General features: G+C 71.3%; 21 protein-coding genes and 1 pseudogene. 2 read left to right on the forward strand and 20 right to left on the reverse strand.

All coding sequences use genetic code 11. From position 1 onward, the window contains the following. The first annotated feature begins 174 nt into the window (after window positions 1-174). The gene (locus tag LN251_RS03420; RefSeq protein WP_458243021.1) at window positions 175-2,373 is read left to right on the forward strand and encodes a family 43 glycosylhydrolase; all 2,199 of its coding nucleotides are present in this window, start codon (window positions 175-177) and stop codon (window positions 2,371-2,373) included. Here the strand turns inward: LN251_RS03420 and LN251_RS03425 are convergent. The 20 genes from LN251_RS03425 to LN251_RS03520 form a co-directional block, all read right to left on the reverse strand. Then, window positions 2,370-3,167, reverse strand: a complete 798-nt coding sequence (locus LN251_RS03425; RefSeq protein ID WP_403953389.1) for an HAD family acid phosphatase — start codon at window positions 3,165-3,167, stop codon at window positions 2,370-2,372. The genes LN251_RS03420 and LN251_RS03425 overlap by 4 nt on opposite strands. Window positions 3,168-3,276: 109 nt before the next feature. Further along, a complete protein-coding gene (locus LN251_RS03430; RefSeq protein ID WP_458243022.1) occupies window positions 3,277-4,389 on the reverse strand; it encodes a right-handed parallel beta-helix repeat-containing protein in 1,113 nt (370 codons plus the stop codon). Window positions 4,390-4,427: 38 nt separating this feature from the next. Then, window positions 4,428-5,588, reverse strand: coding sequence for a dienelactone hydrolase family protein (locus LN251_RS03435; RefSeq protein WP_458243023.1), 1,161 nt, complete (start codon window positions 5,586-5,588; stop codon window positions 4,428-4,430). Beyond that, window positions 5,575-6,603: a pectinesterase family protein gene (locus tag LN251_RS03440; RefSeq protein ID WP_458243024.1), complete on the reverse strand. Its 1,029-nt coding sequence runs from the start codon at window positions 6,601-6,603 to the stop codon at window positions 5,575-5,577. The genes LN251_RS03435 and LN251_RS03440 overlap by 14 nt, the downstream gene beginning before the upstream one ends. Window position 6,604: 1 nt before the next feature. Continuing rightward, the gene (locus tag LN251_RS03445) at window positions 6,605-7,735 is read right to left on the reverse strand and encodes a pectinesterase family protein (RefSeq protein WP_458243025.1); all 1,131 of its coding nucleotides are present in this window, start codon (window positions 7,733-7,735) and stop codon (window positions 6,605-6,607) included. Window positions 7,736-7,804: 69 nt separating this feature from the next. Beyond that, a complete protein-coding gene (locus LN251_RS03450; protein ID WP_458243026.1) occupies window positions 7,805-9,115 on the reverse strand; it encodes a pectate lyase family protein in 1,311 nt (436 codons plus the stop codon). A gap of 13 nt (window positions 9,116-9,128) precedes the next feature. Continuing rightward, the gene (locus LN251_RS03455) at window positions 9,129-9,905 is read right to left on the reverse strand and encodes a rhamnogalacturonan acetylesterase (RefSeq protein ID WP_458243027.1); all 777 of its coding nucleotides are present in this window, start codon (window positions 9,903-9,905) and stop codon (window positions 9,129-9,131) included. A 91-nt stretch (window positions 9,906-9,996) separates the two neighbouring features. Further along, entirely contained in the window at window positions 9,997-11,334 is a 1,338-nt protein-coding gene (locus LN251_RS03460) for an ABC transporter substrate-binding protein (RefSeq protein ID WP_458243028.1), read from the reverse strand. Window positions 11,335-11,475: 141 nt separating this feature from the next. Further along, the gene (locus LN251_RS03465) at window positions 11,476-12,978 is read right to left on the reverse strand and encodes a family 43 glycosylhydrolase (protein WP_458243029.1); all 1,503 of its coding nucleotides are present in this window, start codon (window positions 12,976-12,978) and stop codon (window positions 11,476-11,478) included. Then, the gene (locus LN251_RS03470) at window positions 12,975-13,820 is read right to left on the reverse strand and encodes a DUF6807 domain-containing protein (protein WP_458243030.1); all 846 of its coding nucleotides are present in this window, start codon (window positions 13,818-13,820) and stop codon (window positions 12,975-12,977) included. The genes LN251_RS03465 and LN251_RS03470 overlap by 4 nt, the downstream gene beginning before the upstream one ends. After that, the gene (locus LN251_RS03475) at window positions 13,820-14,965 is read right to left on the reverse strand and encodes a Gfo/Idh/MocA family protein (protein ID WP_458243031.1); all 1,146 of its coding nucleotides are present in this window, start codon (window positions 14,963-14,965) and stop codon (window positions 13,820-13,822) included. Before LN251_RS03475 ends, LN251_RS03470 begins: the two co-directional genes overlap by 1 nt. Window positions 14,966-15,017: 52 nt before the next feature. Beyond that, complete coding sequence (locus tag LN251_RS03480; RefSeq protein WP_458243032.1) at window positions 15,018-15,905, reverse strand: carbohydrate ABC transporter permease; 888 nt, start codon at window positions 15,903-15,905, stop codon at window positions 15,018-15,020. After that, window positions 15,902-16,837: a carbohydrate ABC transporter permease gene (locus LN251_RS03485; RefSeq protein WP_249836869.1), complete on the reverse strand. Its 936-nt coding sequence runs from the start codon at window positions 16,835-16,837 to the stop codon at window positions 15,902-15,904. Before LN251_RS03485 ends, LN251_RS03480 begins: the two co-directional genes overlap by 4 nt. A gap of 147 nt (window positions 16,838-16,984) precedes the next feature. Beyond that, entirely contained in the window at window positions 16,985-18,721 is a 1,737-nt protein-coding gene (gene araD, locus LN251_RS03490; RefSeq protein ID WP_458243258.1) for an L-arabinonate dehydratase, read from the reverse strand. Then, the gene (locus LN251_RS03495) at window positions 18,718-19,629 is read right to left on the reverse strand and encodes a dihydrodipicolinate synthase family protein (RefSeq protein ID WP_458243033.1); all 912 of its coding nucleotides are present in this window, start codon (window positions 19,627-19,629) and stop codon (window positions 18,718-18,720) included. Before LN251_RS03495 ends, araD begins: the two co-directional genes overlap by 4 nt. Next, window positions 19,626-20,300, reverse strand: coding sequence for a GntR family transcriptional regulator (locus tag LN251_RS03500; RefSeq protein WP_458243034.1), 675 nt, complete (start codon window positions 20,298-20,300; stop codon window positions 19,626-19,628). The genes LN251_RS03495 and LN251_RS03500 overlap by 4 nt, the downstream gene beginning before the upstream one ends. Window positions 20,301-20,444: 144 nt before the next feature. Then, a complete protein-coding gene (locus LN251_RS03505) occupies window positions 20,445-21,194 on the reverse strand; it encodes an MBL fold metallo-hydrolase (protein WP_458243035.1) in 750 nt (249 codons plus the stop codon). Between the two features lie 74 nt (window positions 21,195-21,268). Next, window positions 21,269-21,856 carry a TIGR03086 family metal-binding protein gene (locus tag LN251_RS03510; protein WP_458243036.1) on the reverse strand — a complete coding sequence of 196 codons (588 nt, stop codon included), beginning with the start codon at window positions 21,854-21,856 and terminating at the stop codon, window positions 21,269-21,271. Between the two features lie 275 nt (window positions 21,857-22,131). Further along, window positions 22,132-23,295, reverse strand: a complete 1,164-nt coding sequence (locus tag LN251_RS03515) for a hypothetical protein (protein ID WP_458243037.1) — start codon at window positions 23,293-23,295, stop codon at window positions 22,132-22,134. After that, a complete protein-coding gene (locus LN251_RS03520) occupies window positions 23,292-24,233 on the reverse strand; it encodes a 5-dehydro-4-deoxyglucarate dehydratase (protein ID WP_458243038.1) in 942 nt (313 codons plus the stop codon). The genes LN251_RS03515 and LN251_RS03520 overlap by 4 nt, the downstream gene beginning before the upstream one ends. Before the next feature lie 244 nt (window positions 24,234-24,477). On the opposite strand from LN251_RS03520, the pseudogene LN251_RS03525 reads away from it, so the two are divergent. Continuing rightward, window positions 24,478-25,286, forward strand: a pseudogene (locus LN251_RS03525) (NAD-dependent epimerase/dehydratase family protein). The last annotated feature ends 134 nt before the right edge of the window (window positions 25,287-25,420 follow it).

Consider the following 25,420-nt stretch of genomic DNA (forward strand, 5'->3'; position numbering starts at 1 on the left):
GGGACGCCCCGCCGGTGACGACCGGCGGGGCGTTCGTCGTTTCCGGGCCCGGTCCATCGAAAGTTTCGCCCGCGTCCTGCCCGCCTCTGCCTGTTGACGCGCAGTTTCCCCCTGGGAACACTCCGAAGGCGCGCAACACCCAACAGAAACCCCCACACTCCGACAGGATCGCCGATGCGCCCCAGAGCCGTGCTCGTCGTCTGCCTCGCCCTCCTCCTCGGCCTGTTCGCCGCACCCCCCGGTACCGCCCACTCAGGAGCCCCGCCCGTGAAGCACTCCCAGTACGCCGGCTATCTCTTCGCCTACTTCACGGGCGAGGGCAGCGCCGACGGCGAACAGATCCGGTACGCCCTCAGCCGGGGCAACGACCCGCTGCACTGGCGTGAGCTGAACCAGGGCAAGCCCGTCCTTACGTCGACGATCGGCGAGAAGGGGCTGCGCGACCCGTTCGTCATCCGCTCCCCCGAAGGCGACAAGTTCTACCTGATCGCCACCGACCTCAGGATGTACCGGAACAGCAGCGGCAGTTGGGACCAGGTCCAGCGGCACGGCAGCAAGTCGATCATGATCTGGGAGTCCACGGACCTGGTCCACTGGAGCGACCAGCGCCTGGTGAAGGTGGCCCCCGACAACGCGGGCAACACCTGGGCGCCGGAGGCCTACTGGGACGACTCGCTCGGCGAGTACGTCGTCTTCTGGGCGTCGAAGCTGTACGCCGACGACGACCCCGAGCACACCGGGGACCAGTACAACCGCATGATGTACGCGACCACCAAGGACTTCCGCACCTTCAGCGCGCCGAAGGTCTGGGACGACCCGGGCTACTCGGTGATCGACTCGACGGTGGTCAAGTACAAGGACACGTACTACCGCTACACCAAGGACGAGCGGAACCCGTCCTCCGACTCCCCCTGCTCGAAGTTCATCACGGCGGAGAAGTCGACGAGTCTGACCTCCGCCAGGTACGACTTCGTCTCCGACTGCATCGGCAGCGGGTCGATCGCCCGGGGCGAGGGGCCGACGGTCTTCCGGTCCAACACCGAGAAGAAGTGGTACCTGTTCATCGACGAGTACGGCGAGCGCGGCTACGTCCCGTTCGAGACCACCGACCTCGACTCGGGCAAGTGGACGATGTCGAAGGACTACCAGCTGCCGGCAAGCCCCCGGCACGGCACGGTCATGCCGGTGACGCAGGCGGAGTACGACCGGCTGCTGGCCGCCTACCCGAGCACTCCCACCTCGGTCATGGACGCCACGGCGAAGGGCCAGAAGGGGTACGCCGTCGTCACCGACAGCGCGTCGAAGGTCGTGCTGCCCATGGAGCCCGACGCCGACCTCGCGCACCTCGCGCCGCGGATCGCCGTCGCCCAGGGAGCGACCGTCACCCCCAGGTCCGGTACGCACCGCGACTTCCGCACCCCTCGGACGTACACCGTGACCGCCGCCGACGGCACGAACCGGACCTGGACGGTCGAGGCCGTCCGCACCCGCAGCCCGATCCTGCCCGGCCTGAACGCCGACCCGGACGTGGCGTATCTGGACGGCCGGTACTGGATCTACCCGACGACGGACGGCAACCAGGGCTGGGGCAGCACGAGTTTCAAGGCGTACTCCTCACGCGACCTCGTCCACTGGAAGGACCACGGCGTCGTCCTGGACCTCGGGCCCGACGTCTCCTGGGCGGACACATACGCCTGGGCGCCCGCGATCGCCGAGCGCGACGGCAAGTACTACCTCTACTTCTGCGCCGAGCAGCAGATAGGCGTCGCGGTCGCCGACTCCCCGGCCGGCCCGTTCAAGGACGCCCTCGGCAAACCCCTGGTGGCGAAGGGCGGTTCACTCAAGGGCCAGATGATCGACCCGGCCGTCTTCACCGACGACGACGGGACGTCGTATCTCTACTGGGGCAACGGACACGGGTACGTGGTCCCGCTGAACGACGACATGACGTCGTACGACCCGGCGCGGGTGAAGGACATCACCCCGTCCGGATTCCGCGAGGGGTCCTTCGTGGTCAAGCGCAAGGGCACGTACTACTTCATGTGGTCCGAGGACGACACGCGCAGCGAGAACTACCACGTCGCCTACGCGACGGGACCGTCCCCGCTCGGCCCGTGGACCGAGCGGGGGACGATCCTGTCGAAGCGTCCCGAGTACGGGATCCTGGGCACCGGCCACCACTCCGTGGTGAACGTGCCCGGCACCGACGACTGGTACATCGTCTACCACCGGTTCGCCCTCGCCGGGCCGGGAGGGCCCGGCGGTGACGGGATGCACCGGGAGACGACCGCCGACCGGCTGTGGTTCGCCGCGGACGGTACCCTTCAGCCGGTCGTGCCGACCCTGGAGTCGATCAGGCCCGTGAGGGACTAGCTGACGAAGTACGTCGGGTTCGGCAGCTTGTACGTGCGGTCGGCGTAGCCGCCGTCCAGGTCCGAGTACTGGTCGCCGAAGTTGGCGACGATCTCGTAGCCGAGGTCGTCCTCGATGTGCTCGCGCGTACCGGACTTGTACTGCACGGTGGTGCAGGTCCAGGTGCCGGGCGTGGCGCAGGAGGACAGGTAGGCCGGCGGGTTGGCCTTGTCCTTGAGGAACATGTGGTCGGCGTCGAGGTTCACATCGGCGCCGATCTTCTTCAGGTTCTCCACGGCGGCGGAGCGCTGGGCCTCGCTCAGACCGGAGTTGTAGAAGACCTCGACGCCCTTGGACTCGGCGTAGCGGACCAGCTCGGCGGAGCCGAAGACGCCCGGGCGGTCCGCCTTGTTCACGTAGTCGGCCCAGGTGGTCGAGTTGTACGTGTAGTTGTAGCGCTTCTCGTAGTCCAGGCTGAGCAGCAGCGTGTCGTCGATGTCGAAGACGACGGCCGGCTTCTCGCCGCGGTGGTGGGCCTTGCGGGCCGCCTGGTCGATGTACTTGTGGGCGGCGGCGTCGATGTGCGCCAGGTCCTGGGCGTACGGGCTGTCCGGGGACGCCTGGTACACGCCGTTGGCGTCCGCCGTAGTGCCGTAGTAGGTGTCGATGTCCTTCACCAGGAGCCCGATGTTGTAGGGCTCGTGGGTGGAGTTGGCCGTGGACTGTCCGGCCGTCGCCGCACCGGCGCCGTAGAGGGCGCCGCCGGAGAGGGCACACGCTGCGGCGATCGCCGCGATACGCAGTGGCTTATGCATGACAGGTTTCTACGCGCGTCACCCCCGCGGGCGCGAGACCCGTTGCCCGATCGATACCTCGATCGGAGGCAAAAAACGGGTCAAGCGCCCTGGACGGGAAGGTTCCGGTTCAGTTCATCGTCGCGCCGATGGTGGAGCTGCCCGTCGTCAGGAAGGTCGTCGCGGGCAGGGAGCCGTCGGACTGGCGGGCGTTGTAGACGGTCGATGCGTCCGTGGACTTGAACGCGGGGGTGGAGATGCCGGAGTCCCAGTTGTTGCCGGCCGAGGTGACCGAGGAGCCCTTGCTCACCGCGCCGCCCGCGTTGCTCACCGCCAGGTTCTTGCCGAGCTTCGCCGCGCCCGTGGCGAAGTAGTAGCCCCACTTGGCGTTGGCGTAGGCCGTGGTGCGGTTGATGACGATCGCGCCGGTGTTGGAGTTCTCGGTGAAGCCGTTGCCGGCGTTGTCCCAGGCGGCGGAGTTGTTGACGACGTGGGCGACCGTGGGGCCGTTGCCGCCCAGCTTGTAGCCGTTGCCGTTGCCCTCGAAGGCGCTGTCGCCCCAGCGGTTCTTGCCGTTGCCGAAGGACCAGGTGTGCTCGATGGTGACCGGCGAGGAGAACGACCACAGGTCGATGCCGTCGTCCGAATTGTTGTACAGGCGGGCCCCGGTGACCAGGTTGCCGGTGCCGGAGCCGAACTTGATGGCGACGCCGTCGGCGTTCTGGCCGTGGGTGGCGGCGTCGTAGTTGCCGTAACTGTCCAGGTTCTTCACGGTGTTGTTGACAGTGCCGTCGCCGGTCAGGGTGAAGCCGGAGTCGCCGCCGTTGATGGTCTTGACGTTGTTCCAGTTGGTGCCGGTGCAGGACTGGCAGACGACCGCGCTGTCCGGGGAGTTCTGGAAGGTGATGTTCGAGACGTTCCAGTAGTCCGCGGTCAGCTTGAAGATCCAGGAGCCCGAGGGCAGGGACGAGCCGTCGATCTTCACGGTCTCCGAGCCGTACGCGGTGAGCGTGACGGGCGCGGAGGAGGTGCCGTTGGCCGTGGACTGGAGGGTGGCCGTCGGGTGGTAGGTGCCGCCGCGGACCTGGATGACCGTGCCGGCGGTGGCGTTCTTGATGGCGTTGGACAGGTCGGTGGAGTTGCTGACGACCACCGTGGCGGCCTGCGCCTGACCGGGCAGGACGGCGAGGCCCGTGCCCAGGGCGAGGGCGGCGACGGTGGCGAGTGCGGTACGACGAGACATGGAGAGCGGTCCTTTGCTCGTGCGGGTCGGGGGACGGTTCACAGGACGGTGTCGAGCCAGTCGAAGACCTCGTCCTGCATGGGCTGCGTGAAGACGTGGCCGAGGCCCGGCCAGGTTTTGGTGCGCAGCCGCTGCCCGGCGTGGGCCGAGTCCCAGACGGCGCGCAGCCTGGCGTAGGCGGCCCGGACGCCGTCGGCGGGGAAGAGCGGGTCCTGCGCGCCGTCGAGGAAGAACATCGGCCTGGGGGCGGCGATGCTCGCCACGTCGGGGATGTCGAGGTGCCGGGCGAGCCCGGGGTGGAGCATGTAGTACGACGACTGCCCGCGCAGCGTGTTGTTGCCGGGCACCATCATTTCCTTCAGGCCGGTCATCCAGCAGACGGCGGCGCCGGCCGCGACATGGTCGCTGAGCGCGGCCGTCTGCCAGGCGCGGTAGCCGCCCATGGAGAAGCCGACGGCCGCCACGCGCCGGGCGTCGACCCGGTCGAGACCGGCGAGGAACCCTGCGGCGCGGGCGTCCTCGCGGGCCATGAGCCCGGCGAGCGAGGAGCCGAGGTTGTAGAAGTTGGAGGCGAGGGCCTGCTGCTGGTCATAGGTGACGGGACCGCGGTCGCCCCAGCCGAGCGCGTCCGCGCACAGCACGACGTAGCCGCGCCGGGCCAGTTCGTCGCCGACGAACCGCCCGCTGAAGTACTTCTGCGCCCAGGCCTCGGCGGAGGCGAGCCGGGTGTCGTCGTACCAGGGCCGGACGAGTTTCTCCTTGCCGATGTCGAACCTGGCGCCGTGGTCGTGCAGGAGGAGCACGGCGGGGAACGGGCCGGGCCCGTCCGGGGTGAGGAGGGCGGCGCGGACCCGCTCGTAGCGGGTGAGGGAGAGCGTGACCAGTTCCCGTGTGTAGCCGTCGCCGCGGGAGGGCTCCTGGTGGTCGGGCGCGTACGGCGTCCCGTCCTGCCGTGGGACGAGGAGGTGCTCCTCGACGGTGGCGCGGGCGGCCCGCCGCCAGGCCCGGACGTCACGGACGGGCGAAGTGCCCCAGGCCAGGGGGAAGTTCAGCTCGTCCTTGAGGGCCTGGTGGAAGTCGGGGAGGGTGCCGTCGACGAGGTCGGCGGCCTCGGCGGAGCCCGGGGCCGCGCCGAGGAAGGCCGCGGCGGCGGCCCCGGTGACGAAGGTCCGGCGGTTCAGCCGCTCAGCCCCGGACATCGGGGCACCAGTCGCCGAGACAGGTCCGCGGGGTGTGCGCCCGTGCCTCTTCCGGGGTGAGCTGAGGCCGGTTCTCCGGGACCGGGATCACCGCGCCGGGACCGGAGTTGTCGTACTCGTGGAAACGCATGGACTGCCAGGGATAGGCGTCGCGCATGTTGGTGTAGGGGGCGACCGGATCGATGCCGGGCCCGATCCAGGTGTCCCGGACGACCAGGGACGGCCAGGCGGTCGTCTCGTACGACGGCACCCAGGGCCGGGCCAGCTTGTACGCCCCGTCCTGCGCGCCGGAGGTGATCCGGGAGCGGACCGCGAGGATGCCGTGCGGGTTGGCGCGGGCGGTGGACGGGGCGAAGACCATGCCCTTCGGGGTGAAGTCGACGTCCCGTGCCAGCGTGTGGAAGCGGCAGCGGTCGAACACCGCCGTCGCCCGCCCGAAGACGAAGTCGACGTCGCCCTCGATGTGGCAGCGCGAGAAGTACTGCCGGTCGAAGGCGTCCAGCGCGGTCGTGTCGACGAACAGGGTGTCCTGGTGGGCGAGCAGCCGGACGTTGTCGAAGTGGGTGCGGTCGCCGTGGACATAGGCCGCCACCGCTTGCGTGCCGGTGATGTCCGGGTGGTCGGCGCGCAGCCAGTCGTTGGCGAGGGTGAGGTCGCGGACGGTCAGTCCGGCGGCCGCCGAGGTGAAGGTGGCGGAGCCCGCGGTGCCGTAGGTCGTGCCGTCGGGCTTCTTCGTGCCGTTCGCGCGGTCGAAGACGATGACGGTGTCGCGCGGGTCGCCGGTGGCCCCGCGGATCGTCAGGTCCGTCGTCTCGGCGGGGACGGCGACGGTCTCGCGGTACGTCCCCGGGTGCACGACGATCGTCCCGCCGGGTCCGTCCACCGCGTCCACGGCCGCCTGGACGCTGTCGCCGGGGCGAACGTGCAGGGTCCGGTGGCCGCCGGCGAAGACGGGCGTGGTGCCCGCGGTCACAAGGCCGGCGGCGATGCCGGTGAGAAGGGCGCGCCGGCGCATCTCAGCGGCCCTCCTTCCAGGGCGTCCAGTCGCCGAGGTGGACCTCGCGGGTCGCCGACGCGGCCTGTTCGGGGGTGAGTTGGGGGCGGTTGGCCGGCACGCTGACGACGGCGCCGGGGCCCGTGTTGCGGTACTCGGCGAACCGCTGGAGCTGCCACGGGTAGGTGTCCGACATGTTGGTGTAGGGCGCGACCGCGTCGATGCCGGGGCCGAGGTGGGTGTCGCGGACGGTGAGCATCGGGCGGGCGGTGGTGTCGGAGCCGGGCACCCAGGGGCGGGCCAGCTTGTAGAAGCCGTCCGGTGCCTCGCTGCTCACCCGGCTGCCGGTCACCAGGTAGCCGCGCGGGTTGGCGGCCGCCGTGGAGGGCGCGAAGACGAACCCGAAGGGGGCGGCCGCCAGGTCGGTGCGGTCGAGGGTGCGGAAGTGACAGCGGTCGTAGACGGCCGTGGCCCGCCCGAAGACGAAGTCGACGTCGCCCTCGACATAGCAGTGCGCGTAGTACTGGCGGGCGAAGGTGCCGAGCGCCATCGAGTCGGCGTACAGGGTGTCCTGGTGGCCGAGGAAGCGGCAGCGGGTGAAGGAACTCCGGTCGCCCTGCACCTTGACGGCGACCGCCTGGGTGCCGGTGATGTCGGGGTGGTCGGCGCGCAGCCAGTCGTTGGCGAAGGTGATCCAGCGGGCGGTGAAGCCGTCGGCCTGGAGGGTGGCGGTGGCGGACCCGGTGGTGCCGTAGGTGCCGCCGCCGGGCTTGGGGGTGCCGTTGGCGTGGTCGTAGACGATCACGACGTCCCGGGGGTCCTCCGAGGCGCCGATCCAGGTGGCCTCCGTGCGGGCGGCGTCCAGGAGGACGGTCTCCCGGTAGGTGCCGGGCGCGATGACCAGCGTCCGGCCGCTGCCGGTCGCGGCGGTCAAGGCGGCCTGGACGGAGGTGAAGTCGCCCCGCCCGTGCGGGTCGACGTACAGGGTCTGCGGGGTCAGACGGCGCTCGGGCGAGCCGTGGCGGCCGAAGGGGCAGGCCCGCTCGGCGGCTCGTGCCGGGGCGGTGGCGGTGGCGAGGCCGAGCGAGGCGGCCAGCCCGGCGCCGGCGCGGAGGAAGCCCCTCCGGGACGGGGGAAGGTGCGGCGAGGGCATACGAGTGGTCCTTCGCAGTGCGGCTCTGGGGGAAGGGGGCCGGGGCGCCATGCGCCCCGGCCCGGGGCGTCAGCGCAGCTTGCCCGCGCCCGCGCAGTGGTCGACGATCCCGGGGACGGCCCGGGCCGGGTCGACCCCGGTGCGCAGGGTCGGCGTCCAGCCGGCGCCCGACTGGAGGACCTCCGTGGGCACTTGGGCGTTGTGGACGGCGATCAGGTCGGTGAGCTCGCCGTTGACGTAGTTGTCGTCGGCGGTCAGCGGCGCCTCCTTCCACTTCTTCAGGATCGAACCGGCCCTGACCCCGTCGGGCAGCGTGAACGCGTTGTGCTCGGAGACGAGTTGGGACTCCATGCCGATGCCGTAGCTGTAGGCGTAGCCGTCGCCCGCGACGAAGTGGTTGTTGTAGGAGTCGACTTGGCCGAACCGCACCCGGGGCGCGCGCTCGACGAGGTTCGCGAACAGGTTGTGGTGGAAGGTGACCTTCAGATGGCCCCGGTCCACGGCGGCCGTCGAGGCGCTGTCGCTGTTGCCGATGAGGATCGTCTTGTCGTGGTCCTCGAAGACGTTCCAGGAGGCGGTCACGTAGTCGGCGCCCTTGACGATGTCGAGCTCGCCGTCGTGCTGCTCGAAGATCCGGCCGTAGTAGTACGGCAGGGTGCTGTCCGGGTGGTCGCCGTCGGTGAAGGTGTCGTGGTCCATCCACACGTGGGTGGAGCCGTAGATCACCGCGCTGTCGTACTCGGAGTTCCAGTTGCCGTCGGCGGTGTCGGTGGGGTCCCACTGCGGGAAGCAGTCGAGCGGGCTCTCCAGGCTGAGGTTGCGGACGATGACGTTGTCGACGCCCTTGATCTGCAGGCTGGCGCCCCGGAAGCCGGCGTTCTCGCCGATGCCGATGATCGTGGTGTTGGCCGGGACGTACGCCTTGATGTAGGCGTCCTGGTTGGCCTGTGAGGCGCGGCGCAGGCCCTCGGGGCTGGCGTCCGGCTCGCCGTCCAGGTTCTTGTCGCGGCCCCAGACGGCGGGGTCGTACGTCTTCAGGTAGGTGTCGAAGTCGTACCCCGGCACCTCGAAGGAGGCGCAGCCGGGCCCGTCCGCGTCGATGGTGCCCTTCACCTTGATGATCTTCGGTGCGGTGCCGCCGTCGGCCAGGGCGGCCTTGAAGCCGGCCCAGTCGGTGACGGTGCGGACGTGGGCGGCGTCGGCGGCGGCGCCACCGGTGGTGCCGGTGCCGTAGGAGGCCCAGCCGTCGCTCGCGGGCAGCACCTGCCGGTCCAAGGAGGGCCGGTGGGCGGCCTGGGCGGTCCCGGTGACCGCCAGTACGAGGGCGGTGCAGCCCACGACGGTTCCTATGACACGTCCATGACATTTCTGTGTACGCACGGTGCGGTTCTCCTCAGCTTGCGGGTGGCCAGGTGATCCACGAGGTCGGGATCTCCTCGTGCAGCCGGATGACGTCGTGCCGGGCCAGAACCCGGGTGCGCAGCAGCTCCTGCGCCACGAGCCGGGCCACGGCGATGGCCCCCGGCGGGTTGAAGTGCGTGTTGTCCTGCTCGGTGTCCGTCCAGTTGAAGTACGTCTTCGTCGCCTCCACCCCGAGCCGCTGCCACAGGGCGAGCGACAGCGCCTCGATGTCGAGCAGCGGCACCCGCGCCTCCGCGGCGAGCGCGCGCATCGCCGCCGGGTAGTCGCCGTGGGTGGGCACGGCGTTGCCGTCGGCGTCGAAACGGCGCCGCTCGACGGGGGTGGCGAGCACCGGGCGGGCGCCGTGGGCACGGGCGCCCTCGATGTACAGCCGCAGATGCTCCTGGTACGTCGTCCACGGCTCGGTGTACCGGGTCGGGTCCCCGCTCTTCTCGTCGTTGTGCGCGAACTGGACGACCAGCAGATCGTGCGGCCGTATCGTGCCGAGGATGGCGTCGAGCCGTCCCTCGTCCACGAAACTCTTCGAACTGCGCCCGTTCACGGCCTGGTTGGAGACGACGACGTCCTTCCGCAGGAAGAAGGGGAGCGCCATCCCCCACCCCGTCTCGGGGGCCGCGTCGGCGTACTTCTGGGCGGCGGTGGAATCACCGGCGATGTAGAGGGTGCGCTGCTTCTTCGCGCGGGACCGCCCGACGATCGGAACGACACCCACCGCGGCCGCGGCGACCTGTCTACGGGTAAGCGACAAGACCGTTCACCTTTCCCACGTCCAGGGGCGCGGGGGACTGCGCGACCAGCCACGACGGACCCGCGGTCCCCCACGCCCGAACCCGGCACCGTCAGTGGTTCTGCTTCCAGTCCGCCTGCGCCTTGTTCAGCTGGTCGGCCAGCGTGTTCAGGAAGTCCTTCGCGCTCATCTTGCCGAGCAGCACCTTCTGGAAGTTCGGCTCGTTGTCGGCCTTGGAGATCGTGTTCCAGTCCGGCAGGTAGTACGGCAGCTGCACGATCTTCGTGCCGGCGCCGTTGAGCGCCTCGGCCGCCAGCTTGGTGGGCTCGGCCTTCTGGATCCACGCGTCCTTGGCGGCGTCGGTGTTCGCCGGGATCTGCCCGGCGGACTGGTTGAACTTCGAGTTCTCCTCGTGCGAGAGGGCGAACTCGACGAACTTCCAGGCGGCCGCCTTGTTCTTGCTGGACTTGAACAGGCTCAGTCCGTCGACGGGGTTCGATATCTGCACGCGCGTGCCGTCGGCCTGCGTCGGGTTCGGCAGGCCCCGGAACGTGTCCGCGCCCAGCGCCTTCAAGTGGTCCTGGTACGAGCCGAGGTTGTGGCTGAGCATGCCGATGGTGCCGCTGTCCCACTGGGCGACCATCTTCGTGAAGTCGTTGTTGACGTCGGCGGACGGGGTGTCCTTCTTGTACAGGGCGACGTACTTCTCCAGCGCGGCGACGTTCTTGGGGTCGTTGACCGTCGTCCTGTCACCGTTCCAGAACGAGGTGATGCCGCTCTGGCTGTACGCCGCGTCCAGCGCCGGGGCGATGGACCCCTCGCCGCCGCGGATGGTGAACCCGAACCGGTTCTTGCCCTTGTCGGTGAGCTTGTCGGCCGCCGTGTAGAACTTGTCCCACGTCGTCGGCGCGTCCAGGCCGGCCTTCTTGAACAGGTCCGTCCGGTACCACAGCGTGCCGTTGTTCGACGAGGTCGGGATCTGGTACAGCTGGTCGCCGCCGCCGGCCGCCTTGCTGCTCGCCAGCAGGTTCTGGCTGAGCTTGCCGTTCAGCGGGCTCTTCGCCAGCCGGCCGTCCAGCGGCTCCAGCGCACCCTGGACGGCGACCTCGGCGAGCATCGCGGTGCCGACACCGCCGACGTCGGGCAGGCCGCCGCCCTGGATGGCGGTGTCGTACTTCGACTGGGCGCTCGCGGCCGGGATGCCGACGTAGTTGACCTTGATGTTCGGGTACTTCTTCTCGAAGTCGGAGATGATCTGCTTCCAGATGTCGGTGCGGACACCGCCGTTGTTGTCCCAGAAGGTGATCTCCCCCTTGCCGGACCCCTCGTTGCCCTTGTCCCCCGCGCTGCCGCTGCCGTCGTCACCGCAGGCGGTGGCGGTCAGGGCGAGTACGGAGCCCAGGGCGACGGCAACGGCGGCGCGCCTGTTTCTGCGGATGCTGGTCTTCATTGGCCGGCTCTCTCTTCTGGTTCCTACGGAGATGTGAGGTTGTGGGGGGACGGTGCGGGGTGCGGCGCCACCCGCTCGGGGCAAGCGCTTGCTGCCAGGGTGGTGCTGTGCGGTGCGGCGTTGCAGCGGTGGGGCGGGGGGTTACGGGGAGTCGATCCTGAAGCGCGTGAAGGTTGCCGCGCCCGCGTGTCCCGTTCCGGCGGGCGCTACGGCGAACAGGCCCAGCACGGCGCCGACCCAGCGCCAGGGGGTGGCGGAGAAGACGGGTCCCGACGGGCGCGGGCCCCGACCGGTGTCGTAGAGGAAGCGGCAGCGGGCTCCCGCCCCGCTCTCGATCCGCAGCCGGACCCGTCCCTCGGGGGCGAGCCGCGGATGGTCCGCGTCCCGTTCGTGGTCGGCGACGGCCTCGGCGAACCGGTGCACCACGTGCACCGCCCCGTCGCCGCCCCGCTGCAGGCCGATCCAGCCGAACGCGTCCCCGAGCACCGCGAGTCCCGCCCGCGCCCCCGGCTCCTCGCTGTGCAGGGCCAGCTCCACCTCGACGGCCGACGGGGTCCCCGGCAGCCGCTGGGTGAGGACGTTCGGGAGTCTGCGCAGGTCATGGACGTCGGCCGAGCGGACGCAGGACAGCCGCAGGCCGTCGCCGGAGTGCTGGGTGGCCCAGCCGTCCCGGGGGTTGGCGGTCCAGCTCCACTGGCGGCCGAAGCGCCCGCCGGGGAAGTCGTCGTCGGTGGCGGGCGCGGCGGGCGGCTGGGCCGGCAGCGCGGGCGCCTCGTGCACGGCGACGGGGGCGCCCTCGTCGCCGATCACCGGCCAGCCGTCACTCCCCCAGCGCATCGGCTGCAGGTGGACGACCCGGCCGTACGCGCCGCGCTGCTGGAAGTGCAGGAACCAGTCCTGGCCGGTCCGGGTGCGGACCCAGCCGCCCTGGTGCGGCCCGTTGACGTCGGTGTCCCCCTGCTCCAGGACGATCCGCTCCTCGTACGGCCCGAAGAAGCCCCGTGAGCGGAAGGCGCCCTGCCAGCCGGTCTCCACCCCGCCCGCGGGAGCCAGGATCCAGAACCAGCCGTCGTGCCGGTAGAGCTTGGGGCCTTCCAGGGTGAACCAGCCCGGTATCCGGTCCCCGTCGACGATCACCTTGCCCTCGTCGAGGACCTCGGTGCCGTCGGGACGCATCCGGTGGCCGGTGAGGCGGTTCTTCACCCCGGAACGGGACTTGGCCCAGGCGTGCACCAGATAGGCGTCTCCCGTCTCCTCGTCCCACAGCGGGCAGGGGTCGATGAGGCCCTTCCCGGCCTTGACCAGGTGCGGCCGGGTCCACGGGCCGCGCACCGCCGGGGCGTTGACCTGGAAGACGCCCTGGTCGGGGTCTCCCCAGAAGATCCAGAAGCGTTCGTCGTGGTACCGGAACGCCGGTGCCCACACACCGCAGTCATGCCGTGGCGTCCTGAACTCCGCCTCGGGTTCGAGGCGTTCGAGGGCGTGGCCGACCAGCGTCCAGTTGACCAGGTCGCGCGAGTGCAGCAGGGGCAGGCCCGGGGCGCGGCCGAAGCTGGAGGCGGTGAGGTAGAAGTCGTCGCCGACGCGCAGGACGTCCGGGTCGGACCAGTCGGCGTTCAGGACGGGGTTGGTGTACGTCGTCACCGGCTCACCGCCTTGCGGACCAGCGCCGCCGCCTCGTCCCGGCCCAGCCGCCCGTCGGCGACGACGGTGACGACACGGCGTACGACGGTGCCGCCCGGCTCGACCGGGAGCCGCTCCTCGGACGCCAACGACGGTCCCGCGCCCGGGTATTCGGCGGTGCGCACGAACCACGGGTCGCGGCGGGTGGCGTCGGTGGCACCGGCGAGGACGAGGGTCCAGGTGGATCCCGCGAGGGCGAGCCAGTCGGCGCGGCTGCCGTGCACCGCCGGCTCGCCCTCGCGGTCCGGGGTGAAGACGTGCGGGGCGTCCTCCTCCTTGCGGGCCCGCCAGAAGAAGCCGCCGTACGCGGCGCCCGGGCGGCCGTTGGTGGCGGGGCTGCCGAAGGAGAGCGGACCCGAGGTCACATTGGTGAGGGAGAAGGTGAAGTCCAGCGCCCAGGCGGTGTCGGTGAGTTCGGTAGCGGCCACCGTGCGGCGCTCGCGCAGCAGCTCCGCCCCGGACGCCACCCAGCGCAGCTCCTCCACGAAGCCGTCGGGGTCGCGCAGCTGGAAGGAGATGTGGCGCTGGGCGCCGTGGTTGTCCAGCTCGGTGGGGCCCTGGTCGCGGACGTAGGTCCGGCCGCCCCAGAAGTTGTGCCCCTCGACGTCGGGAACGGCGACACCGACGCCGAGGTGGTGGGTGTGGTCGGCGGGGCTGAGCTCGGTGACCGCCGTGCCGGCCAGGGTGGTGACGGGGTGCAGATAGGGGCGCGGGGAGAGCCTGGCGGGGAGTTCGGGCCGGGTGACGTAGCGGCCGACCGGGCGGCCCGAGACCCGCAGGACCGTGGATTCGTTGGTCGTCATCAGGTGCTCACCTCTCTCGGTGGGGCCCAGCCGGCGCCGAGTTCGGAGTAGAGGGCGAGGGTGTCGGCGGCGGCCACGACCAGGGCGTCGATGCCGGGGACGACCCGGCGCTCCTCCTCGGGCAGCAGCCGCCAGGCCGTGTCCGGCAGCGGGGTGGGATCGGGGGCCAGCCGGATGGCCTCGACGACCTTCATGAAGGCGCCCGTCGCGTCCGGGGTGACCAGCAGGTCGTCGCCGTCGGTGAGGTGGTCGACGAGGTTCTGCAGCAGGTCGGTGCGGCCGTACTCGTACTCCTCGGGACCGTGGTCCGCGCGCTGGAGCAGGACCCGGTCCTGCTTGTACCAGAAGGTGATCCGGCCGCGGGTGCCGTGGATCAGGACGTACGGCTCGCCGGGCTCCTCGGCGCACAGCGTCGCGGCGACGGTGACCTGGCGGCCCTGCGCGGTGGTGACGCGGACGCAGGAGGTGTCGTCGGACTCGATGGCGTTGGCGCGCAGCAGCTCCAGCTCGACGTCGGTGACGTCCTCGGCGCGCGCGGAGCCGTTGAGCGCGAGGCCGGTGGCGACGGCGTGGGCGAGCGGGTTGGTCAGTACGCCGTCGACGACGTCGACGCCGTTCAGCCGCCGCTTCCCAGCCCAGGGCGCCCGCCGGTAGTACGACTCCGGCCGCGCCCAGGCGCCGGCTCCGCCGATCCCGACGATGTCTCCGACGGCACCCTCGGCGATCATCTCGCGGATCGCCGGCACGGCGTGCGAGCCCAGCGACTGGAAGCCGATCTGGCAGACGACCCCGGCCGCGGCGACCCCGTCGGCCATCCGGCGGAACTCCGCGTACGACGGCGCGGGCGGCTTCTCCAGCAGCACGTGCACGCCCCGGGCTGCGGCGGTCAGCGCGAGGTCCGTGTGCGTGGGGATCGGCGTGCAGATCACCGCGACCCGGGCGCCGGTGGAGTCGAGGAGGGCGCCGAAGTCGGCGGACTGCTCGGGCGTGCCGAGGCCGTCGGGGATCTCGTCGGCGCCGAGCGGCGTCAGCTCGCAGATGCCCGCCAGCCGGACGATGCCCTTGTCCTGGAGGCGCCGGATGTTGTCGAGGTGCCAGCGGCCGTGGCCGCGCGCGCCCGCCAGGACGATGTCTACGGTGCTCATGGGATCCTCCCCGCGCTGGTTCGTGCGTGCAGGGTAGGCAACGGACGGGCCCTCATCCCTTCACCGCCCCCGCGCTGAAGCCGGTGATCAGCCACTTCTGGATGAAGGCGAAGACGATCACGACGGGTACGGCCGCGATGATGCCGCCCGCGGCGAGCGCGCCGAGGTCGACGCTGTCCGCGCTCATCAGCGTGTTGAGGCCGACCGGGATGGTCTGCTTGCCCTGGTCGGACAGGAACATGAGGGCGAACAGGAAGTGGTTCCAGGCGTGCACGAAGGCGAAGGAACCGACGGCGATCAACCCGGGCCGCAGCAGCGGCAGGACGACGATCCGGAAGGCGGTGAAGCGGTTGCAGCCGTCGACCCAGGCGGCCTCCTCCAGGGAGAAAGGCACGTTCCGGATGAAGCCGCTGATCAGGATCATCGACAGGGGCAGCTGGAAGACCGTCTCGGCGATGACGACACTGGCGAGCGAGTTGATCATCCGCAGGTTGGCGAAGATCTCGAAGAGCGGGACCAGCAGCAGGGCACCGGGCACGAACTGCGTGCACAGCAGGGCCAGCATGAAGGCCTTCTTGATTTTGAAGTCGAACCGGGCGAGGGCGTATCCGCCGGCCAGGGCGACCAGGGTCGTCATCACGAGGGTCGCGACGCCGACGAGGACGCTGTTCTGGAAGTACGTGCCGAACGCCCGCTCGTTCCAGACCTTCTCGAAGTGGTCGAAGGTCATCGGCCAGGGCACCAGCGAGGTCGAGCCGGCCGGGCGCAGGGCGAACAGGAGGATCCAGTAGAACGGGATCAGGGTGAAGAGCAGGTAGATCGAGAGCGGGAGGTAGATGTGCCATCGGGGCACCTCGTCCCAGGCGGGGCGCTTTCCGCGCGGCCGGCGTGCGGGCTCGGAGGCTATGCGCTCCGGCGCGGGGGCGATCTCGGTGATCATTTCTGGTCGCCTCCGAACTTGCTCAGCCGCAGATAGACGATCGAGCAGAAGAGCAGGATCACGAACGCCACCGTGGTCAGGGCGGACGCGTAGCCGAAGTTGTGGGCGTCCACGCTGGTGTTGGCGATGTAGAGGGGCAGGGTCGTGGTCTCGCCGGCCGGTCCCCCGCCGGTGAGGGTGTAGAGGAGGTCGACGTTGTTGAACTCCCACACCGCGCGCAGCAACGTCGACAGGACGATGGCGTCCTTCAGGTGGGGCAGGGTGATGTGCCAGAACTGCTTGAGGCGGCTGGCGCCGTCGACCTCGGCGGCCTCGTAGAGGTCCTTGGAGACTGACTGGAGGTCGGCGAGGATGAGGATGGCGAAGAAGGGGACGCCGCGCCACAGGTCGGCGACGATCGCCGCGGGGAAGACGGTCGAGGTGTCCGACAGCCAGCTGGTGCCGTAGGAGCCGATGCCGAGGTCGGCGAGGTAACGGGTGATTCCCGTCTGGGAGTTGTAGAGCAGCACCCAGATCGCGGAGGTCAGCACGCCGGAGACGGCCCACGGGGAGAAGACCAGGGCCCGGCCCACCGCGCGGCCCACGAAGGTCTGGTTGACGATCAGCGCGAGCGCGAGACCGAAGAGCAGCTGCAGACCGACCTCGACGACGACCCACTTGGCGCTGAAGGTCAGCGTGTCCCAGAACTGGGTGTCCTTGGTGAAGATCTGGACGAAGTTGTCGAAGCCCGCGTAGCCGTTGCGCCACGGCTTGGTGGGGTTGTAGTTCTGCAGGCTGTAGTAGAAGACGCTGATGACGGGGTAGGCGATGAAGCCCAGCATCAGCAGCCCCGCCGGCGCGATCAGCAGGTACGGGAGCCTGCGCGGGGTGGCGGAGGCACGGCGCCGCCGGGGTGGCGCGGGCGGTTTCGCCACGGCTGCGGCTTGGGCCATGACAGGGTCTCCGTTCTCGGTACGTCTTGCGTTCGTGGAGCGGAAAGCGCTTTCTCGCTGCGCGTGGGGTGCCATTGCTGTTTGAGGGGCGGGTGCGGGTGCGTTGTGGCTTGTCGCGCAGTTCCCCGCGCCCCTGGGTGGGACCGGTCAACCGGCGTAGGGATCTGGGGCCTTGCCTTGCCCGGCCAGGAACTCGAAGTCGCAGCCGGTGTCCGCCTGGGTGATCTGCTCGTTGTAGAGGGCGCCGTAGCCGCGCTCGTAGCGGGTGGGCGGAGGCGTCCACCGCGTGCGGCGACGCTCCAACTCCTCCTCGTCCACGTTGAGCTGGAGGGAGCGCGCCTCGACGTCGAGGGTGATGCCGTCCCCGGTGCGGACGAGGGCGAGCGGGCCGCCGACGTACGACTCCGGGGCCACGTGGAGCACGCAGGTGCCGTAACTCGTGCCGCTCATCCGGGCGTCGGAGATCCGCACCATGTCGCGCACGCCCTGCTTGAGCAGGTGGCCGGGGATGGGCAGCATGCCGTACTCGGGCATGCCGGGGCCGCCCTTGGGTCCGGCGTTGCGCAGCACCAGCACGCTGTCGGCGGTGATGTGCAGCTCCGGGTCGTCGATGGTGCGTTGCATGGTCTTGTAGTCGTCGAAGACGACCGCGGGACCCGTGTGCTTCAGCAGGTGCTTCTCGGCGGCGATGTGCTTGATGACGGCGCCGTCGGGACAGAGGTTGCCGCGCAGGACCGCGACTCCGCCCTCGGGGGCGACCGGGTTCTCGCGGGTGCGGATGACGTCGTCGTCGTGGACGGCGGCGCCCTCCAACTGCTCGCCCAGGGTGCCGTTGACGGTCGGCCGGTTCAGATGCAGCAGGTCGGTGATGCGGGAGAGGAAGGCGGGCAGGCCGCCTGCGAAGTGGAAGTCCTCCATCAGGTACGTCTGTCCGCCGGGCCGGACGTTCGCCAGCACCGGCACGGTGCGCGCGATGCGGTCGAAGTCGTCGAGGGTGAGCTCGACGCCCGCCCGGCCGGCCATGGCGATCAGGTGGATGACGGCGTTGGTGGAGCCGCCGAGCCCGAGCACCGTGGTGACGGCGTCCTCGAAGGCGTCGCGGGTGAGGATCTGCGACGGCCTGAGACCGGTCCAGGCCAGCTCCACGGCGCGGCGCCCGGAGGCGGCGGCCATCCGCTCGTGCCCGGAGTCGACCGCCGGGATCGAGGAGGCGCCCGGCAGGGTCATGCCGAGGGCCTCGGCGGCCGCGGTCATCGTCGACGCGGTGCCCATGGTCATGCAGTGGCCGGGGGAACGCGCCAACCCGCCCTGCAGTTCGCGCAGTTCGCAGTCCGTCAGGTTGCCGGCGCGGTGCTCGTCCCAGTACTTCCACATGTCGGTGCCGGAGCCGAGGGTCTCCCCGCGCCAGTGCCCGGGCAGCATCGGCCCGGCCGGCACGAAGAGCGACGGCACGTCGGCCGAGGCCGCGCCCATCAGCAGCGCCGGAGTCGACTTGTCGCAGCCGCCGAGCAGCACCGCCGCGTCGATCGGATACGACCGCAGCAGCTCCTCCGTCTCCATCGCGAGCAGGTTGCGGTAGAGCATGGGGGTCGGCTTCTGATAGGTCTCGGAGAGCGTGGCGACCGGGAACTCCAGCGGGAAGCCGCCGGCCTGCCACACCCCCCGCTTGACCGCCTCGGCGCGCTCGCGCAGATGGACGTGGCAGGGGTTGATGTCGGACCAGGTGTTCAGGACGGCGATCACCGGGCGGCCCCGGTACTCCTCCGCCTCGTAACCGAGCTGGCGCATCCGGGCGTTGTGCGACCAGGTGCGCAACTGGCCCTCGGTGCCGTACCACTGGTGGCTGCGCAGCTCCTCGGGGGTCTTGCGCTCGCCGCCGGTCATATCGACCATCCGGCGGCTATGACGGCGACCTCGGCGCGCTGCTCCTCGGGCAGCGTCCGGCTCGGCGGCCGGACGTCGTGGCGGCACAGTCCGAGGGAGGCGAGGGCCTCCTTGACGACGGTGACGTTGTCGGCGGAGCCGTGCGCGGCGCGCAGTTCCTCGAAGCGGCGGATCTGTTCCCAGACCTTCATGGCGGCCGGGTAGTCGCCGGAGCGCAGCGCTTCGATCATGTTCAGCGAGACGGAGGGGGCGACGTTGACCAGGCCGGAGGTGAAGCCGGTGGCGCCCGCGGAGAAGTAGGAGGGCGCGTACGGCTCGGCGAGTCCGGCCACCCACACGAAGCGGTCGAGGCCCGCGTCCCGCGCGAAGGCGGCGAACTTGGCGGCGTCCGGGACGGCGTACTTGACGCCGATGACATTCGGGCAGGCCTCGCCGAGCTGGGCGAGCCGGGCGCCGGACAGCTGGGCGTTGCGGATGTACGGCACGACGCCCAGCTCGGGGACGGCCTCGGCGATGGCACGGTGGTAGTCGACCCAGCCGGCCTGGGAGACGTAGGGGTGGACGGGCTGGTGGACCATCACCATCTGGGCGCCGCGCTCGCGGGCGTGCCGCGCGGAGGCGACGGCGGTGGGCACGTCGTGGCCGACACCGACGAGGATCGCGGCGCCGTCGCCCGCCTCGTCGATCGTCAGCTCGGTGACCAGGCGGCGCTCCTCGGGGGTGAGGGCGTAGAACTCGCCGGTGTTGCCGTTGGGCGTGAGGATGCGGACGCCGCCGTCGACCAGCCGACGCAGCAGGGCCCGGTGGGCGACGGTGTCGACGGAGCCGTCCTCGGCGAACGGGGTCACCGGGATCGCCACCACGTCGGCCAGGGCCGCCCGCTGGGCCTCGAACGTCACGCTGCTCATTCCTGACCTTCCTCGTCGGTTGCCGTGGGCGGTTCCGCCGCCTGCGGGAACGCCCGCCGCACGAACGACGCGATGTGGTCGTGCAGGGCGCGCGCGGCGCCGTCGGCGTCGCCGTCCAGGGCGAGCCGCAGGATCTCCCGGTGCTCGCCGGCCTCCCGCTCCCAGGAGGGCGAGGCCGCCCAGGCGACCGCGGAGACCAGGGCGGCCTGGTCGCGGACCTCGTCGAGCATCCGGCCGAGCAGCGGATTGCCGCAGGGAAGGTAGAGGGCGCGGTGGAACTCCCGGTTGGCGAGGGACCGTTCGGCGGTGTCGGTCGCCGCGTCGGCCCTGGTGAGGGCATCGCGGGCGGCGTTCAGGGAGGCTTTGCGGCGTACGGCGCGCTTCAGCGCCTCGGGCTCCAGGAGCAGCCGGACGTCGTAGACCTCGCGCGCCATGTCCGCGTCCACCATGCGCACCGTGACGCCCTTGTACTGGCTCATCACGACGAGCCCGGTACCGGCGAGGGTCTTGAGCGCCTCCCGCACCGGGGTCTTGGACACCCCGAACTGTGCGGCGAGCTCGGTCTCGACCAGGGCCTGTCCCGGCGTCAACTGCCCGGTGAGGATGCGGTGTTTGATCGCGTCCAGCACGTACTGCGTGCGGGACGGGATCGGCGTGGGCACAGAGGTCATGCGGCCCTCTCGGTGTCGCGTATCTGATCTCGCGTATCGCGTCTCATATATGACGTACGAAGTACGACGCGTTGAAGGTAGGAGGGGGCGAAGGTTTCGTCAATGCTTCCGACAGAGGAAGTCGAGGTTGCCGAGGTGGCGGGCTCAGAAGTCCCTGGTGTCGCCCTCGACGGCGGCGGAGGTCCGCCCGCGGAAGACGGCGGCGGCGCGCTTGACGGCCGACTCGCGGCTGAGCGTGGGCCCCACGTGCGTGACGAGCAGCTCCCGGGCCCCGGACGCCCAGGCGCCGGCGTCCTCCGGGGTGAGATGGACGGGCTGTTCGCCATCGCGATGCCGGTCGATGTCGGCCTCGCACAGGAAGACGTCCGCGCCGGTGGCGAGTTCGGCGAGCGCGTCGCACGGCCCGCTGTCGCCGGAGTAGGCGAGGACGCTGCCCTGGCACTCGGCCCGCAGCCCGTACGCCTCGACGTCGTGGACGACCGCGCGCGAGGTCAGCCGCAGGTTCCAGTGCCGGACGGTGTGTCCGTCGTACAGGGGGTGAAAGGCGAAGACACCGTTCAAGAACCCGGTGTCCGGCCGGCCGAGGAAGCCCGCGAGCCGGTGGGCGCAGCCCGCGGGCGCGTACACCGGGACGGGGGCGGGCGGGGTGAGTCCGCCGAAGGCGAAGGCGTAGCAGGCGGCGAGCAGATCGGCGGTGTGATCGGCGTGCAGGTGCGAGATCCAGATCGCCGTCAGCCGCGCCGGATCGGTGTGCCGCTGCAACTCCGCGAACGTTCCGGGGCCCGCGTCCACCCAGACCTCGGCACCGCCGCCGCGCACCAGATAGCCGGAGCAGGGACGTCCGGGGCCGGGGTGCGGGGAGGCGGTGCCGAGGACGGTGAGGCTGAGGGGCATGGTGGGCAGGGTAGGGTCCGGCCCCGGCGCCCGCGGTCGTTTCCCGGGCGTCTACGTCCTCCGCGTACCGCCGGCTACGGCGTCCAGCCCGGGTCGCGCCCGCTCAGCCCCACCGCCCGGTCGAGCAGCGGCGCGTCCGCCGGCACCGCGACGACGGGCCCGAAGATGCCGCCGCCCCGGCTCGGGTCCTCGGCCGCCGCGAACAGGAAGTCGTACGACATCCGCAGCGCCCCCGGGTCGGGCGCGTAGGGCAGGCCGGTGGCGCGGGCCAGGTCCCAGCCGTGGATCACCAGTTCGTCGACGGCGACGGCTGCGGCGACCGCGCCGGGCATGTCCAGTCCGCCCGCCCTGGTCATGCCGGTCCAGGCCGCCGGGTCGCGCCAGGCGTCGGCCAGTTCGTCGAGGGCCTTGGGCAGTTCCTCGCGCCACCCCGGGGTGAGGTCGGGGGCGGCGGCGCCCGGGTTGCCGTCGGTCGTCACGCCCAGCTCCTTGCGGGCGGCGTCGCGGAAGGCGACGGACAGATGCAGCACGTGGCCCAGCATGTTGCGCACCGCGGAGCCGGGGCAGGGCGTCGGCGCCGCCAGCTGCTCGTCCCGCACGCCCTCCGCGAGCCGCGCCATGATCCGTGCCTGGGGTCCGAGATCCAGGATCGTGTCGGTCATTCACCGCTCCTCACAGTCGTGTCGAAGAGGCAGACCGGCGCGGGCCGCGAAACTCATCGCCCGGTGCGGGCGGAGTTCTGCGACGGCGCATTCCTACGGCACCCGCCCGATCCGGACGTGCCCTCCTCGGACCCACGGGCGCGGACCGCGGAGGAGGGCGCCCGCTTCCCCCGGCCGGCCCGTCCTGACGGAGCTGCGGGCGAGACGGAACGGCGTCCGGTGGCTGCGATCGGCATGCGACGTGTCAGCCGTCGCGACGCCGCGAGGCCCGTCCCTCAGAGGGACCCCAATGCCGAGCGCACCGCCTCCAGGTCGCCGTCCGACGCCAACCCGGCGTGATAGAGCCGCAGTTCGGTGGCGCCGTGCTCGCGGGCCGCCGCCGCGTCCGCGGCCAGCGTCTCGGGGCTGCCGCCCATGCCCGCCACCACGGGCAGGTTGGCGGCGAGGACGGCGCCCGCGCGGCCCTGCTCGGCGAACGGCGTGAGCAGGCCCGGGCCGCCCGCGCAGGGCACGACCAGGCCGTCCGCGACGGCGAGGATGTGCGCGGGGTCGACGCCCGGGTTGGCGCCGACGCGGTACGTCGCCGGGTCGGCGTGCAGCAGCACCTGGAAGCCGTCGGGGGCGGCCTCGCGCACCGCCCGTACGGCCGCCTCCTGGAGCGTGCGGGCGGTCTCGTCGCGCCACGCGCGCGTGGCGGCCGCCCTCTCCTCGCCCAGCAGCTTCTCCACCCCGGCCCAGCCCGCGTCGTCGGGCGCGCCCCGCCACAGCGGCTCCAGCGCGTCGCGTACGGCGGCCGCCAGTTCGTCGGGGTCGAGGCCCTGGGTGCCGTAGCCCGTGCGGCAGGTGGGGCAGAAGCAGAGGGCCATCAGGTAGTACCCGGCGTCCCCGAGGCCGACCGCCCCGGTCTTGTCGTGGGCGTGCAGGTGCTGCAGGCCGTACCAGCCGAGGGACTCCAGCTCGGTGCCGTGCGCCCCGGGCCGTACGGCGGCCTCGGCCGCGAGGTCGGTGAGGTACGCGCGCGTGGCGGGCTGGGCGATGCAGGGGGCCCAGGGGTAGCGGTCGCCGTAGGCGTTGACGACGGAGGTGTCCGGGTGCTCGGCGCCCATGCGGGAGTTGTGGGCGAGGACGACCCAGGTGTGCACCTCCAGGCCGGCGTCCGCGAGGGCCGCCGCGGCCTCCCCGTACGCGTCGCCGGGCGCCCAGTCGCCGGCCGGGTAGGGGCGCAGCTCCCGCCCCTCCCAGCGCCCGTCCGTGGGGTACAGCACGGCCGCGTGCTCGGCGGTGACGATGCGGTGGCGCGGGTGGCGGGGGGTCAGGGCGCGCGTGGAGTGGTAGGCGGCGGCCAGCGTCACCTGCCGTACGCCGAGGCCGGCGATGCGGTGCGCGGCCCCGGGGTCTCCGTTGACGTCCCAGGGGTAGACGAACGTCGACGCCTTCACTTGCCTTCCTCCAGCAGCGCGTAGCCGCGCTCGATCAGCGCCGCGAGGTGCTTCACATGGTCCTCGGCCGGCTCGTGCAGCGGCGGGCGGACCTCGCCGACGTCCAGTCCGCGCAGCCGTACACCGGCCTTCACCAGCGACACCGCGTATCCGCGGCCCTGGGCGCGCAGTTCGACGAAGGGGCGGTAGAAGCCGTCGAGGAGCCGGCGGACGGTGCTGTCGTCGCCGGAGTTCAGGGCCGCGTGGAAGGCGAGGGCCAGCTCCGGGGCGAAGCAGAACACGGCGGAGGAGTAGAGCGGGACGCCGATGGCGCGGTAGGCGAGCTGGGTCTGCTCGGCGGTCGGCAGGCCGTTGAAGTAGAGGAAGTCGCCGGTCGTCTCGGTGCGGACGGCGCTGACGACGCGCTGCATGAGGTCGAGGTCGCCGAGGCCGTCCTTGAAGCCGACGATCCCGTCCGTGCGGGCCAGTTCGACCACGGTCGCGGGGGTGAACACGGCGTTGTCGCGCTGGTAGACGATCACCGGCAGCGCGGTCGCGGCGGCCACCTCCCGGTAGTGCCGCAGCAGCCCCTCCTGTCCGGCGACCACCAGGTACGGCGGCATGGCGAGCAGTCCGTCGGCGCCGGCGGCCTCGGCCAGGCGGGCGTAGCGCACGGCGAGGGCGGTGCCGTACCCGGCGCCCGCGACGACCGGCACCCGGCCCGCCGTCTCCTCGACCGCCGCCCGCACGCACGTCTGGAACTCCTCCGGCGTGAGCGCGTGGAACTCGCCGGTGCCGCAGCAGGCGAACACCGCGGCGGCCCCGGCCTCGACGCCCCGGCGCACATGGGTGCGGTAGGCGGCGAGGTCGAGCGCGCCGTCCGGGCCGAAGGCGGTGACCGGGAAGAACAGCGGCCCGCTCGGGATGCTGAGGCGAGCGGCGAGGGGGGCAGGCGTCACGGGCTCTCCCTGAGGCAGGCGCGTACGTTCTTGTGATCGGCGTCTATATTTCTGAACATCGCCACCCTAAAGAGCCCTCTCCGGGCCGGTCAAGCGCGCAATGCGGCGGGAGGTCGACCGAAAGGCGCTGTAAAAGAGGTGAATACGGCGGCCGCGCGGGACACTTGACGGGGCGCGGCACCGCTCCCTAGCGTGTCCATGAATGTGAATACTGTCCATGCATGTGCCTTCAAGGAGACCGAGGATGCCCGCTCCCCGCACCGTTCTGCTCACCGGCGCCGCCGGTGGGGTCGGCACCCTGATGCGGAACCTGCTCCCGGCCTTCGGCTACGAACTGCGCCTGCTCGACGTGCGCCCGATCGAGGGCGACCCCGACGCCGTCACCGCCGACCTCTCCGACCGTGCCGCCCTGCGCGAGGCCGTCCGGGGCGTCGACGCGATCATCCACCTCGCGGGCATCTCCCTGGAAGCCCCGTTCGAGAAGATCCTCAAGGCCAACATCGAGGGCACGTACAACCTGTACGAGGCCGCCCGCGAGGAGGGCGTGGCCCGGATCGTGTTCGCCTCCTCCAACCACGCGGTCGGCTTCACCCCCGCCCGCAGGGCGAGGACCCACTGATCCCGATCGACACCCCGCGCCGCCCGGACACCTTCTACGGTCTGTCCAAGTGCTTCGGCGAGGACCTGGCGCAGCTGTACTGGGACAAGCACGGCCTGGAGACGGTGTCGGTCCGCATCGGCTCCTGCTTCCCGGAGCCGACCAGCGTGCGCATGCTGTCGGTGTGGATGAGCCCGGCCGACGGCGCCCGCCTCTTCCACGCGGCCCTGTCCGCCGAGAACGTCGGGCACACGGTCGTCTACGGCTCCTCCGCCAACACCCGCCTGTGGTGGGACCTGTCCACCGCCCGGGCGCTCGGCTACGAGCCGCGGGACGACTCGGAGGAGTTCGCGCAGAAGCTGATCGCCGAGCAGGGCGAGCTGGAAGAGGGCAACATCGCGCACGCGTACCTGGGCGGCGCCTTCGTCAGCGACCCGCCGGTCTGGCCGTACTGACCTGACCGGAACAGATCGTTCGCACGGCGGGCGGGCACCGAACGGGCCCGCCCGCCGCCGTGTTCGGGCACGGACGCTGCCCGCTCCCACGCGCGCGTGCACAGCCGCGCAGGTCCGAGGCGGACGCTCCGCTT

It is taken from the genome of Streptomyces sp. MAI_2237 (genome assembly GCF_054189285.1).